Below are 13,691 nucleotides of genomic sequence, written 5' to 3' on the forward strand. Positions count from 1 at the left end.
ATGCGTTACGCCGACGCCAGCCGTTGCCCGAACTGCCGGGCCTCGCTCACCGGACAGCCGCGCTGTTTCGGCTGTGGCCTGAATTTGGCCGCCGAGCAACTCCCGGAGGTCTGGGAGCACTTCACCGAGATCGACCGGCTGCTGGAGATCGTGCGCGGCGAGGAGCCGACGCCGCAGCCCGCGGCTCCCGCGCCCGACCTTGTTCCTGATCCCGCTCCCGCGCTGCCGCCCCCGAAGCCGGTCGCACCGCCGCCCGTGCCGTCGTCCCCCCCGGTCCCGCCGCTCGTCGCCGCTCGCCCGCAGTCGCCGACTTTGCCAACGTGCCCGCCGGCCGGTGGACAGCTGCCGCCTCGCAGCGCGCCGCCGGAGGCCGCCGCGACGTCCGGCGGCGGCCTCACCGTCGGCTCGGTGCTGCTCGGCCTCGGCGCGATCCTGCTCGTCGTCGCCGGAGTCGTCTTCCTGTCCTACGCCTGGAACGTCGTCGGTCTCGGCGGCCGGGTCGCGATCATGGCCGCAGCGACCCTCGCCGTCGGAGCGCTGGGCGCGTGGGTGACCTCGCGCCGCCTGCGGGGCTCGGCCGAGGCGGTCTGGCTGGTCTTCGCCTGCTTCGTCACCGCCGACTGGTTCGCCGCGGTCGAACTGGGGCTGCTGGGCATGGACGGCCTGCCGGATTGGCTCGTCGTCGGCGTCTGGTGGCTGTTGACGACCGCGACGACCGTGGCCGTCGGAGCCGCCGCCCACCGGCTGCTGGACCGCCGGATCGTCACCACCCAGGTGCTGGCGGGTTTCTCGGCCATCTGGTTCGGCGGAGCGCTCGGCGACGCCCTGCACGACGTCGGCGCCCGCGTCTTCTGGGCGGCGTTGATCGTCGGGCTCCTCCTCGCCGCCGTCACGGCCTGCGCGCACATGGTCGAGCAGAAGGTCTGGGCGGCGGTCTCGGCCGCGGGCACGGGTCTCGCGGCGCTCACCGCGTTCGGCGCGGCGCTCGTCGAGGCGGTGGCGCACCCCTCGTTCGACGAGTACGCGGGGGAGGCCCACGGGCTTCCGCTCCTGGTCCTGGTGGTGATCGCGGCCGGCGTCTCGGTGTGGCGCCCGGCTCGCGAGGCGGCGGTTGCGACGGGTCTGCTGCTCTTCACCTTGCTGATCGCCCTGCCGTTGGGCGAACCGCTGGACGGACAGGCCTGGCACCTGTGGATCGCGGTCGTCCTGCCGACGCTCGCCGCGGCCCGGATCGCCCCACGCGTCCGGGAGTTCGGCGCGGGCGTCGGCACGCTCGTCGCTACGGTCGTCGTCGGCCTCCTCATCGCGGTCGGCTGGCTCACCGGCCTGGCCATGATGGCGGCCTCGATGGGCGAGGCGGCGGCCCGGGCGGGCGAGCCCTCCTTCCTCGTCTCGACCGCCTCCACGGCCGACATGGCCGGCCCGTCCTGGTGGGCCACCCTCGCCGGCGGCCTCGCCCTCGCGGTGAGCGTCGCGCTCGTCGGCCGCTGGCCGGAGGCCGAGAAGCTCCCCGACCGACAGTTCCTCGCCACCGCTGCGACCGTGGCCGCGGCGACCGTCGTGGCGTCGTTGTCGGCGCTCGGGACCCCCGTGGTGATCCTGTCCCTGGCGGTGCTGGCCAGCGGCCTCGGTCTGGCGGTCGCCGCCGTCCGTTGGTGCGGTCGTGGCTGGGAGCCCGTCGGACACCTGATCGTGGGCTCCGCCCCGGTGTTCGCCGTCCTGACCCGCGACGGCATGATCGTGATGGCGCTGGTGACCGCCCTCTGTTTGCTCTTCCTCGCCGTCGCCGCGTCGTGGCGCGAGGCGGCTTTCCTGCCTGCCGGGCTGAGCGCCGTGTGGACGCTGGTCGCGACGGGCTTGGCCGCCGGACACCCCGGGATCGGCCTCGACGCCGGCCCCGCGGTCGGCCTCGTGGTGTTGGTCTCGCTGATCCTCTCGGTCGCCGGACTCATGGCGGCCGGCCCGCCGCTCTCGTGGACGCCCGGTCTGGCGGTGGAGGTCGTCGGCGCGGCCGGAACGGCGATCGCGCTGCTCGTCGGGATCGGTCTGGCCGACGGCAGTTGGGTGTCGGCCTGGCTGGCCGCCGTCGGCGCGACGCTCGTCGCGGTCGGGCTGCTCGTGGAACGGCGCGCCTGGGCGCGCTATGTCGGGCCGGTGTTCCTGGTGCTGGCGTGGATCGTGTTCCTCGCCGACGCCACGACGACGGTCGTCGAGGCGTACACGCTGCCCTTCGCCGCCGCGCTGCTGGCCGCCGGGGGAGTGGCGATGGCTCGCAGCGACCGCTGGCGCACCTGGGCGGCGCTCGGGCCGGGCCTCGTGCTCGGCGCGGTTCCCAGCGCTTTCCTGGCCTACGCCGACCCGTTGTCGCTGCGAGCGCTGCTGGTCGGACTCGCGGCCGCAGCCCTCGTCGGCGTCGGTCTGGCGCTGAAGTGGCAGGCTCCGTTCACCCTGGGCGGCGTGGTGCTGGCGATCTTGGCCATCGTGGAGATCGCCCCGTACGGGTGGGGGCTGCCGCGCTGGATCCTGCTCGGCCTCGCCGGTCTGCTGCTCTTGGGAGCCGGCATCACCTGGGAGGACCGCGTCCGCGACGGACGCGCCGCCGCTCGGTTTGTCCGGGCCATGCGCTGACATCGCGCCCGAGTCACGACATGATGGGTGCATGACCCCCTCCGCCGAGGAAGCTGGCGACGCCGACGAGCTCGCCCCGCTGACCGTGCGCCAACGCCGCCGCGACGCTCTGATCCACGACGCCTTGGTGTTCTGCACCGCTTTCACCGGCGGCGCCTTGGTCTATGTCGTGGCGGCGGCGCTGATCGAGGACGACGAGACGTTCTGGTCGGTGGGGCTGTCCGACGGGCTGATCCTGAGCGGTCTGGTCGCCGGCGAGGCGTTCCTGCTGTGGAACAACGGTCTGCGGCAGGGCGTGCGCGGCCACAGCATCGGCAAGCACCGCACCGGCCTCAAAGTCGTCGACCAGGCGACGGGCGAGCCGGTCGGCTGGCTGCGGGGCCTGTGGCGCGGCGTCGTCACGGTGGCGCTGCTCGACCTGGCCTTGGCGGTGCTCCCGATCGGCCTGCCGACCGTGCTGCGTCGTTTCACCCCCGACGAATGGCATATCGGGGCCTTCTCCTACGTCGCGGTGCTGGTGATCGCCGTCCCCATCCTCATGGCCGCCAACCGGGGGCTCGCCGACCTGGTGGCCGGCACCCGGGTGGTCGAGACCGACGACACCACCACGCGAGGGCACCGTTCGGCGCTGTGGGTCATCGACGCGGTGGGCGTGCTCGGGGTCCTGGCGGTCTTCGTGGTCTATCTGAGCTTCCTCTGGCCGTTGATCGGACATATGCCCAGCCTGTGGTGACCGACGTGAGTGAGGACACTCTGTGTCTTGACATCATGTATCTTGACATCGAGAGATAACAGCTCGTTCCTCCTGTCTCAGTTAGGCGAGCCTGAGCGCGCGGCGACACCGTGCGGCGCGGCAGGATGGGGGGCACCCCGGCACCCAAGGAGATGCGCCACATGTCCGTCGACAGCTTCAAGGCCAAGGATTCGCTGCAGGTCGGCGACTCCAGCTACGACTACTACCGCCTCGACGCGGTCACCGGCGACGGAGTCGACGTCGCCTCCCTCCCGTTCAGCCTCAAGATCCTCCTGGAGGCGCTACTGCGCACCGAGGACGGCGCGGACATCACCGCCGACGACATCCGCGCGCTCGGCGCCTGGGATCCGCAGGCCGAGCCCTCCAAGGAGATCCAGTTCACGCCCGCCCGCGTGATCATGCAGGACTTCACCGGCGTGCCCTGCGTCGTCGACCTCGCCACGATGCGCGAGGCGATGGTCGAGCTCGGCGGCGACCCGTCCAAGATCAACCCGCTCGCCCCGGCCGAGATGGTCATCGACCACTCCGTCATCGCCGACGTCTTCGGCACGCCGGAGGCTTTCGAGCGCAACGTCGAGATCGAGTACGAGCGCAACGGCGAGCGCTACAAGTTCCTGCGCTGGGGCCAGGGAGCCTTCGACAACTTCAAGGTCGTCCCGCCGGGCACCGGCATCGTCCACCAGGTCAATATCGAGCACCTCGCGCGCGTCGTGTTCGAGAACGCCGAGGGCGTCGTCTACCCCGACTCCTGCGTCGGCACCGACTCGCACACCACGATGGCCAACGGCCTGGGCGTCGTCGCCTGGGGCGTCGGCGGCATCGAGGCCGAGGCGGCCATGCTCGGCCAGCCGATCTCCATGCTCATCCCGCGCGTGGTCGGCTTCAAGCTGCACGGCGAGCTGCCCGAGGGCGCCACCGCCACCGACCTGGTGCTCACCATCACCGAGATGCTGCGCCAGCACGGCGTCGTCGGCAAGTTCGTCGAGTTCTACGGCTCGGGCGTCGGCGCGGTGCCGCTGGCCAACCGCGCCACCATCGGCAACATGAGCCCCGAGTACGGCTCGACCGTCGCGATCTTCCCGTTCGACGACGAGACCACCAAGTACATGCGCCTCACCGGCCGCAGCGAGCAGCAGATCGCCCTCACCGAGGCCTACGCCAAGGCGCAGGGCCTGTGGCACGAGGCCGACCACGAGCCGCGGTACAGCGAGTACCTCGAGCTCGACCTGTCGACCGTCGTCCCGTCCATCGCCGGCCCGAAGCGCCCGCAGGACCGCGTGGTCCTGGCCGAGGCCGCCGAGGCCTTCGCGGGCGAGCTGCCGACCTACGCGCCGCAGGGCTCCAACCCGCAGACGGTCACGCTGGAGGACGGCACGACCTTCGAGATCGACAACGGCGCGGTCACCATCGCGGCGATCACGTCGTGCACCAACACCTCCAACCCGTCGGTCATGATCGGCGCGGCGCTGCTGGCCAAGAAGGCCGTCGAGAAGGGCCTGACCCGCAAGCCGTGGGTCAAGACCACGCTGGCGCCGGGCTCGAAGGTCGTCACCGACTACTACGAGCGCGCGGGCCTGACGCCGTACCTCGACAAGCTCGGCTTCAACCTCGTCGGCTACGGCTGCACCACCTGCATCGGCAACTCCGGCCCGTTGATCCCCGAGGTCTCCGCGGCCGTCAACGAGGGCGACCTCGCGGTCGTCTCGGTGCTGTCGGGCAACCGCAACTTCGAGGGCCGCATCAACCCCGACATCAAGATGAACTACCTGGCGTCGCCGCCGCTGGTCATCGCCTACGCGCTGGCCGGCTCGATGACCGTCGACCTGTTCAACGACCCGCTGGGCGAGGACGCCGACGGCAACCCGGTCTTCATGAAGGACATCTGGCCGAGCCCGGCCGAGGTCGAGGACGTGATCGCCAGCTCGATCACCGCCGAGACCTTCGGCGCCGAGTACGCCGACGTCTTCGCCGGCGACGAGCGCTGGCAGAACCTCCCGACCCCCGAGGGCGACACCTTCGAGTGGGACGAGAAGTCCACCTACGCCCGCAAGGCCCCGTACTTCGACGGCATGGCGTTGGAGCCGTCGCCGGTCGTCGACTTCGAGGGCGCGCGCGTGCTGCTCAAGCTCGGCGACTCGGTCACCACCGACCACATCAGCCCGGCCGGCGCGATCAAGAAGGACAGCCCGGCCGGCAAGTACCTGATGGAGAACGGCGTCGAGCCGCGCGACTTCAACTCCCTCGGCTCGCGCCGCGGCAACCACGAGGTCATGATCCGCGGCACCTTCGCCAACATCCGCCTGCGCAACCAGATCGCACCGGGCACCGAGGGCGGCTTCACCCGCGACTTCACGACCGCCGACGGCGAGGTCACCACGGTCTTCGAGGCCTCGCAGAACTACCAGGCCGCGGGCGTGCCGCTGGTCGTCCTGGCGGGCAAGGAGTACGGCTCGGGCTCGTCGCGCGACTGGGCCGCCAAGGGCACCGCGCTGCTCGGCGTCAAGGTCGTCGTCGCCGAGAGCTACGAGCGCATCCACCGCTCCAACCTCATCGGCATGGGCGTCCTCCCGCTGCAGTTCCCGGCGGGCCAGAACGCCGAGACGCTGGGTCTGACCGGCGAGGAGACCTTCGCGGTCAGCGGCGTCACCGAGCTCAACGCCGGGACCACGCCCAAGACGGTCAAGGTCACCGCGACCGCCGTCGACGGCACGGTCACCGAGTTCGACGCGGTCGTCCGCATCGACACCCCCGGCGAGGCGAACTACTACCGCAACGGCGGCATCATGCAGTACGTCCTGCGCTCGCTGCTCTGACAGCAACGCGCTGACGCGACGCCCCGTTCCCTACTGGGAGCGGGGCGTCGGCGTCTCCATACTCCTTGAAATGTCTTACATCGTGTGAGACGTTGGCCTCATGGCGGCAACGATCACCTTTCGTCCTGACGATGACGCGCGATTGGCGCTTGACGAGCTGACTTCCGACGGCACACCCGTCTCGGTGGTGGTGCGCGAGGCGCTGATCGAGGCGGCGGCACGTCGTGTGCGGGCGCGAGTCCGTGCCGAGGTCGAGGCGTTGGCGGCTGATCCCGAGGATCGAGCCGAGGCGGCTCAGGTGCTCCGAGACATGGAGCATCTGCGTGCGTGGTGACGTGTACCGCCTCCGAGCCCCGCGTGACGCTCGCGGGCATGAGCAACAGGGAAGCCGCTACGCGGTCGTCGTGCAGTCCGACGACTTCGATTTGTTGTCGACCTGGCTCGTGGCGCCGACCTCGACGTCCGCGCGACCTGCGACTTTCCGGCCACAGGTCAAGATCGACGGACGAATGACCAGGGTGTTGTCCGAGCAGACGAGCGCTGTCGACCCCGCTCGGCTCGGCGAACGGGTCGGGCATCTGGCGTTCGACGAACTGCGGGCGGTCGACGCCGCGTTGCGGCTCGTGACGGGTCTGTGAGAGGTGAGGTTTCAGGCGGCCACTGGAACGTGGACGTCGAAACCGAGGAGATAGGGGGGACGCGATCGTTCAGCGTCTGTGGTGTGGTCGAGGGTTGTTCTCTCGGCGAGTCGAGTGGGGAGCAAGTAGCGTGGCGCGGGTGACCTCTCAGATGTCGCCCTCACCCCGGACCTCGTCGAGAATCTCATCGACAGGTCTGGAAAGAGGCGTCGGCTGGTGCTTCGGCCTCCATTGGCCGACGTCGGTGGCCGCTTGGGCCAGGCCTAGCGCGATCAGTTCAGTCAGGCGGTCCTGAGCATCGGGAACCTCCGGGGTCGATTTGGCGGCGCGCATAGGTTCAAACTAACGAGTACTGACGAGACGGGCGAGGCTTTCGACGAGAAGCCCGAGTACGGGACACTGAGGTCATGACGATCCACACTGACCATCCCTTCGCGACGCCGGAGCCGGGGCGGGATCTGGTGCGGCGGATGCGGGGGAGGCTGCCCGCTCCGGTGACGGTCTGGGCGAGCGGCGCGGGTCCGGAGCGCGTCGGGTTGACGGTCTCCTCGATGCTGATCGCCGACGGGGACCCCGCGCGGATCGTCGGTCTGATCGACCCCGACTCCGACCTGGGCGAGCGATTGACGGGCGGCACCGAGACCTTCGCCGTCTCGGTGTTGACCGGGGGACAGGACCAGCTCGCCGAGGTTTTCGCCGGCCTCGCCCCCGCCCCGGGCGGCCCCTTCACCGTCGGCGCCTGGCGCGAGACCGCGTGGGGTCCGGTGCTCGACCGGAACGCCGGATGGCTGGGTCTCCGGCTGCCCGGCGTGCCCACCCGCCAGGTCGGCTGGTCGCTGCTCGTCGAGGCGGTGGTCGAGCACGTCGAGCCGGGCGAGGCCGCCGCGCTGACGCACGTGCGCGGACGGTACGTCGGTCCTCGATAGACTGGCCCGATGGCGCTCCTGGACACCATCACCGGCCCCGCCGACCTGCGGACGCTGGACGCCGACGCCCTGCGTCGGCTGGCCGCCGAGATCCGTGAGCGGCTGATCGCCACCGTCGCCGCGCGGGGCGGGCACCTCGGCCCGAACCTCGGCGTCGTGGAGCTGACCGTCGCGCTGCACCGGGTCTTCGAGTCGCCCGAGGACAAGATCATCTGGGACACCGGCCACCAGTCCTACGTGCACAAGCTGCTCACCGGACGCGCGGGCCGGTTCGACTCGCTGCGCACCGAGGGCGGCCTGTCGGGCTACCCGGCGCGCGAGGAGTCCGAGCACGACTGGGTCGAGAACTCCCACGCCTCCACCAGCCTGTCCTACGCCGACGGCCTGGCCCGAGCCAACGAGCAGAAGGGCAGCGACCGGCACGTCGTCGCGGTCATCGGCGACGGCGCGCTCACCGGCGGCATGGCCTGGGAGGCGCTCAACAACATCGCCGCGCACCCGAACCGCCGTCTCGTCGTGGTCGTCAACGACAACGGCCGTTCCTACCGGCCGACCGTCGGCGGCCTCGCCAACCGGCTCACCGACATTCGCACCAGCCCCCGCTACGAGCCCATGCTGAGCGCCATCAGAGAGCGGTTGCAAGGCTCCAATCGGGTCGGCGAACTCACCTACGAGGCGCTGCACGCGGTCAAGAAGGGGGTCAAAGACGCCTTCGCCCCGCAGGGCATGTTCGAGGACCTCGGTCTGAAATACCTCGGCCCGGTCGACGGGCACGACCAGGCCGCCGTCGAGGCGGCGCTGACGGCGGCCAAGCGGTTCGGCGGGCCGGTGCTCGTGCACGTGCTGACCACCAAGGGCCAGGGCTATGACATCGCCGTCGACAACGAGAACGACCAGATGCACCAGTCGGCCCCCTTCGACCGGGAGACCGGCGACGCGCTCGCCACCGCGCCGGCCGGCTGGACGTCGGTGTTCCGCGACGAGATCGTGCGGATCGCCGACGAACGGACCGACGTCGTCGGCATCACCGCCGCCATGCTCTACCCGGTCGGCCTCGACGCCTTCGCCGACAAGTTCCCCGACCGCGTCTTCGACGTCGGCATCGCCGAGCAGCACGCCGTCACCTGCGCGGCCGGCCTCGCGATGGGCGGCGTCCACCCGGTCGTCGCGGTCTACGCGACCTTCCTCAACCGCGCCTTCGACCAAGTGCTGCTCGACGTCGCGCTGCACCGCTGCGGGGTGACCTTCGTGCTCGACCGCGCCGGGGTCACCGGCGACGACGGCGCCTCGCACAACGGCATGTGGGACCTCTCGCTGCTGCAGCTCGTCCCCGGTCTGCACCTCGCCGTCCCGCGCGACGGCGCGCGGCTGCGCGAGCTGCTGCGCGAGTCGGTCGCCGTCGACGACGCCCCGTCGGTCGTCCGCTTCGCCAAGGGGCCGGTGCCCGACGACATCGTCGCAGTCGACCAGGTCGGCGGCGTCGACGTGCTGCGCCGCGACGACGACGCCCAGGTGCTCATCGTCGGCGTCGGATCGATGGCCGGGACCGCGCTGGGGGCCGCCGACCTGCTCGCCGCCGACGGCCTCGCCTGCACCGTCGTCGACCCGCGCTGGGTCAAGCCGTTGCCCGAGGGCCTGTTGGACCTCGCCGCCGACCACCGTCTCGTCGTCACCGTCGAGGACAACGGCCGACAGGGCGGCGTCGGCTCGACGGTGCTGCAAGCGGTCAGCGACGCCGGGCTGCCCGCTCCGGTGCGAGTCCACGCGGTCGCCCAGGAGTTCCTGCCGCACGCCAAGCGCGGCGTGCTCCTGGAACGCCTCGGCCTCACCCCCGCGGCCGTCGCCGCCGACGCCAGCGAGGCTTGGACGCGGCTGACCGGGAATGCCGACAGGTGAGGGAGGGTTGACGATGAGGTGGCCACTACGGCGCGACAGCGCATCTGACGACTCGGCGGACGACTTCTTCGACGACAGCGCCTCCGAGGTGCTGATCGTCGCGCTCGACGGCTTCCTCTCGGCCGGCTCCGGCCCCCGTCTGGCCGCCGAGGAGTTGCTCTCCGGGCACGGCGAGGTCGTGCACTCCTTCGACATCGACGCGATGTTCGACTACCGGGCGCGCCGTCCCATGCTCCGCTTCGTCAAGGACCACTACCTCGACTACGAGGCGCCGCGCCTCGACGTGGTGCTGGAGCACGACCTCTCGGGACGTCCGTACTACGTGCTCGCCGGGCCGGAGCCCGACTTCCTGTGGGAGCGGTTCGCCGCCGAGGTGCGCGACGTCATCGACGACCTCGACGTCGACCTGACCGTCAGCCTCGGCGGAGTCCCGATGGGCGTGCCGCACACCCGGCCGTTGCTCATCACGACGCATGGAACGGCCCCGGAGCTCATCGACCGCACCAATGTCGTGTCGGCCGAGGTCGCGGTGCCCTCGTCGGCGCAGTCGATGCTGGAGTACCGGCTCGGCTCGTGGGGCTACGACGCGGTCGGCTACGTCGCGCACGTGCCGCACTACCTGGCGCAGATCGACTACCCGGGCGCGGCCATCGCGCTGCTGGACGCCGTCACCGACCGGCTCGGCCTGCACCTCGACCTGAGCGAGCTGCGGGAGCGCCACGCCACCGCGATGGCTGACATCGAGGAGCAGATCGCCGAACAGCACGGCGACGACCTGGTCAGCGGCTTGGAGGAGCAGTACGACGCCTTCACCCGCGGCGCCGCGCAGTCGCTGCTGGCCGACGAGTCGGAGCTGCCGAGCGGCGACGAGCTGGCCGACCAGTTCGAGGAGTTCCTCGCGCGTCAGCGCAAGGACGGCGACCTCTGAGTCGGTGTCTCGCTAGCATGATCCCGTGCCCGCGTCATTGACTGAAGTCCTGGACCTGCTCGAACTCGAACAGTTGGAGGTCGGCCTCTTCCGAGGCGGGCAGCCGGCGCGATCGATGCTGCCGCGCGTCTTCGGCGGCCAGGTCGCCGCGCAAGCCGTCGTCGCCGCGCAGCGCACGGTGCCGGAGGACCGGCACATCCACTCGCTGCACATCTACTTCATCCTCGGCGGCGACCCGAGCATCCCGATCGTCTACGACGTGGAGAACGTGCGCGACGGCGGCTCCTTCACGACACGGCGGGTGGCGGCGCGCCAGCACGGCAAGATCATCTTCTACATGACCGCGTCGTTCCAGGTGGCCGAGGACGGCTACGACCACCAGGACCCGATGCCGCCGGTGCCGTCGCCGGAGGAGTCGATCCCGCTCGGCGACATCGTCAAGGCCCGCAGCCCGAAGCACTACGAGGCGTGGCGCGACGAGTGGTCGTCCTTCGACCTGCGCTACGTCGGCGACAACCGGACCGAGCAGGAGAAGGAGGCGTCCTCGCAGCTGGTCGTGCAGCGTCTGTGGTTCCGGGCGTCGGGCGAGCTGCCGGAGGTGCGCCGGGTGCACAACGCGGCCTTCACCTACATCAGTGACTTCAGCCTGCTCGGGGCCTCGCTGGTGCCGCACGACGTCTACATCGGCGACCCGCGGCTCCAGGCGGCCTCCCTCGACCACGTCATCTGGTTCCACCGTCCGATCAAGGCCGACCAGTGGCTGCTCTACGACCAGACGACCCCGTCGGCGTCGGGCGCCCGCGGCCTCAGCACCGCCCGCGTCTTCGACGCCTCCGGCGCCTTGGTCGCCACCGTCGCTCAGGAGGGCCTGATCCGCCCGGTGGGTTAGCGGCCCAGTCGGTCGCGGACTAGGTCGCCGACCGTCGCGGGGGTGAGGCGGCGGGTGAGGGCGAGGCCGCCTGCGGCGATCAGCGCGACGCCGAGAACCAGTGTGGAGAGCGTCACCGGGAGTCCGGCGCGCGGCAGACCTCCTGACTGCGTCAGGCTCGCGTCGCCCGCCTGGTCCTCCGCCTCGGCCGTCGTCCCCGTCTGGACGGCGGACGTCCCGCTCTGGTCCGTGTCGTCGGTATTGGTATCGGTGTCAGTGCCGGTGTCGCCGTCGTCGGCCGGGTCGTCGGTGGGGAGCGCCGTGGAGAGGTCGCTCTCGGGCAGCACCGGGAAGAGCAGGCGGGAGCCGCTGCCGCCGCCGATCTCGACCGTGTTCGGCAGGAGCCCGCCGGTGGCCGAGAGCGTGGAGAAGGCCGACGCGCCGAGGATGTCGAGCCGGATACGGTGCCCTTCCTCGAAGCGGTTGGCGATGGGCCACAGCTCCACCTGGTACAGGAGCGGGGATGTCGGCGGGCTCGCGTACAGGGTCTTCTCGCCGAAGTCGCCGTAGGGCTGCACGATCTGGCCGCTGGCGTCCTTGAGGGACTTCTCCTCGACGACGTCCGGGAAGGAGGAGTTCAGCCGCCCGACGGTCAGAGGGTGCGCCGTGCCGTCGGTGTCGACGTCGGAGATCATCGCCCAGATCGGCGTCTCGGCGTTGAGCGAGCCGAGGCGTACCTCGAGGGTCGGCGGGCCGGCCGCCAGGACGTCGGTCGCCAGCGGCGCGGTGGTGTAGCTCAGGCCGGGCATGACGACGAGGCCGTCCGGGTCGGCGATGCCGGGCAGACTGCCGGTGAGCAGGTGGGCGCCGCCGTTGTTCACCAGGGAGGCCGTGGGGACGTCGGTGACGAGCGGGTTGGTGACCAACGGCTCGTAGACCTGCGTGCCCGCCTCGCGGGCCTCGCCGAGGGTCAGACTGCCGTCGTTGGCGACGGGATCCGCCGCGTCGGCCTTGCTGGCGTCGAGGGCCAGCGACTCCCAGACGGTGCCGGGGACCGGATAATCCTCGAACTCGCGGTAGACGAAGTCGCCGTCCTGGATGAAGGACTCCCGGTCGCCGTCGGACATCTGCATGCGGACACGCGGCTGGTCGGTGATGCCGTTGTCGACGCCGCGCAGGTGATAGTCGTACCAGGCCTGCATGTCGGCCTGGCCGCCGTCGGTGCCGGCGGGATGGCCGTCGTGGCCGCCCTTCAGCACCAGTTGCGACCCGTTGTCGCGCAGTGCCTGATACCCCTCGAAGGCCCCGCGCGACTCCACGTCGAAGATGCCGTTGACGGCCATGATCGGGAGGCCGTTCGCGTCGCCGCGGAAGCCGCGCTGCTGCCAGAACTCGTCGAGCGTCGGGTGGGCGAAGCCGACCTCGAGGCCGGAGGTGAACATGCCGGCGAACCAGTCCGGCCAGCTGGCCGGGTCGTCGAAACGGTCCGGCCATTGGAGCATCGCCGGCCCGCCGATCATGGCGAGCACGGCCGCGCCGGGGGCGAAGTTGAACACGCCGCCGGGCACCAGGAGGTCGCGGTACAGTTCGAAGGTGCCCGAGCGCAGCGTCATCGTCTTGACGCAGTCGGGGAACTCCTGCCACATCGAGTTGTAGATGATGATGGCGCTGGCGGAGAAGCCGTGGATGCCGACGTTGCCGTCGTTCCAGGGCTGGGAGCAGATCCAGGTGAGCATTTCGGGCACGTCGGCCTGGTTGACGGGGCCGAGGGCGTCGAAGGAGCCCTTGCTGTCGCCGGTGCCGCGGATCTGGACGAGGACGCGGTTGTAGTTCTCGTCCGGGACGAAGGTCTGCGAGTCGTTGCCGTAGGGGCTGAACTCCACGATGGTCGGGCGCGGCTGCTCCCAGTTCTCGTCCGGGGAGGTGAGAGTGGCGGTGAGCTCGACTCCGTCGGACATCGCGACCTCGAAGTCGCGAGAGACGGGGTCGGCCGCCGCGGGGGACGAGGGGACCAAGGTCACCATCGAGACGACGAGGGCGGTCGCGGCAGCGCTACGGAGTCGAGAGAACGTCACGAACGGTTCAACGCGCGAGTGTGACTGAGGTCATGGGTTCCGAGTGAAAAGTTGTACGCATGCACCAGTTTCATCCTCGGGCTCACCCTCTTCCCAGATTTGCGCCATGTTCAACCGAATCCGCGGTGGGAAACGGTTGAACTTGGCGCAAATCTGGGAAGAACG

11 protein-coding genes are annotated in these 13,691 nt (G+C 70.6%); 9 read left to right on the forward strand and 2 right to left on the reverse strand.

Annotated elements, in window-relative coordinates; all coding sequences use genetic code 11:
- From QM621_RS11425 to QM621_RS11445, 5 genes are all read left to right on the forward strand, one after another.
- Complete coding sequence (locus QM621_RS11425) at positions 1–2,628, forward strand: SCO7613 C-terminal domain-containing membrane protein (protein WP_414990507.1); 2,628 nt, start codon at positions 1–3, stop codon at positions 2,626–2,628.
- Between the two features lie 31 nt (positions 2,629–2,659).
- Positions 2,660–3,361 carry an RDD family protein gene (locus QM621_RS11430; RefSeq protein ID WP_414990508.1) on the forward strand — a complete coding sequence of 234 codons (702 nt, stop codon included), beginning with the start codon at positions 2,660–2,662 and terminating at the stop codon, positions 3,359–3,361.
- A 161-nt stretch (positions 3,362–3,522) separates the two neighbouring features.
- Complete coding sequence (gene acnA, locus QM621_RS11435; RefSeq protein WP_414990509.1) at positions 3,523–6,195, forward strand: aconitate hydratase AcnA; 2,673 nt, start codon at positions 3,523–3,525, stop codon at positions 6,193–6,195.
- A 142-nt stretch (positions 6,196–6,337) separates the two neighbouring features.
- Positions 6,338–6,529, forward strand: a complete 192-nt coding sequence (locus QM621_RS11440) for a hypothetical protein (RefSeq protein WP_414990510.1) — start codon at positions 6,338–6,340, stop codon at positions 6,527–6,529.
- 1 nt (position 6,530) lies between these two features.
- Entirely contained in the window at positions 6,531–6,833 is a 303-nt protein-coding gene (locus QM621_RS11445; protein ID WP_414990592.1) for a type II toxin-antitoxin system PemK/MazF family toxin, read from the forward strand.
- Positions 6,834–6,980: 147 nt separating this feature from the next.
- On the opposite strand, the gene QM621_RS11450 is transcribed toward QM621_RS11445, so the two are convergent.
- Positions 6,981–7,166 carry a hypothetical protein gene (locus QM621_RS11450; protein WP_414990511.1) on the reverse strand — a complete coding sequence of 62 codons (186 nt, stop codon included), beginning with the start codon at positions 7,164–7,166 and terminating at the stop codon, positions 6,981–6,983.
- Positions 7,167–7,240: 74 nt separating this feature from the next.
- Between QM621_RS11450 and QM621_RS11455 the strand changes: the two genes are divergently transcribed.
- The 4 genes from QM621_RS11455 to QM621_RS11470 are packed head-to-tail and all read left to right on the forward strand — an operon-like array spanning position 7,241 to position 11,472.
- Positions 7,241–7,759, forward strand: a complete 519-nt coding sequence (locus QM621_RS11455; RefSeq protein WP_414990512.1) for a flavin reductase family protein — start codon at positions 7,241–7,243, stop codon at positions 7,757–7,759.
- Between the two features lie 9 nt (positions 7,760–7,768).
- Positions 7,769–9,655, forward strand: a complete 1,887-nt coding sequence (dxs, locus tag QM621_RS11460; RefSeq protein WP_414990513.1) for a 1-deoxy-D-xylulose-5-phosphate synthase — start codon at positions 7,769–7,771, stop codon at positions 9,653–9,655.
- A 13-nt stretch (positions 9,656–9,668) separates the two neighbouring features.
- Positions 9,669–10,583, forward strand: coding sequence for a PAC2 family protein (locus QM621_RS11465; RefSeq protein WP_414990514.1), 915 nt, complete (start codon positions 9,669–9,671; stop codon positions 10,581–10,583).
- Between the two features lie 25 nt (positions 10,584–10,608).
- Entirely contained in the window at positions 10,609–11,472 is an 864-nt protein-coding gene (locus QM621_RS11470) for an acyl-CoA thioesterase (RefSeq protein WP_414990515.1), read from the forward strand.
- Here QM621_RS11470 and QM621_RS11475 read toward each other — a convergent pair.
- Positions 11,469–13,409, reverse strand: a complete 1,941-nt coding sequence (locus QM621_RS11475; protein WP_414990516.1) for a CocE/NonD family hydrolase — start codon at positions 13,407–13,409, stop codon at positions 11,469–11,471. The two genes, QM621_RS11470 and QM621_RS11475, sit on opposite strands and share 4 nt — an antisense overlap.
- Between the last annotated feature and the right edge of the window lie 282 nt (positions 13,410–13,691).

It is taken from the genome of Aeromicrobium sp., from assembly GCF_047606445.1.
GTDB lineage: Bacteria > Actinomycetota > Actinomycetes > Propionibacteriales > Nocardioidaceae > Aeromicrobium.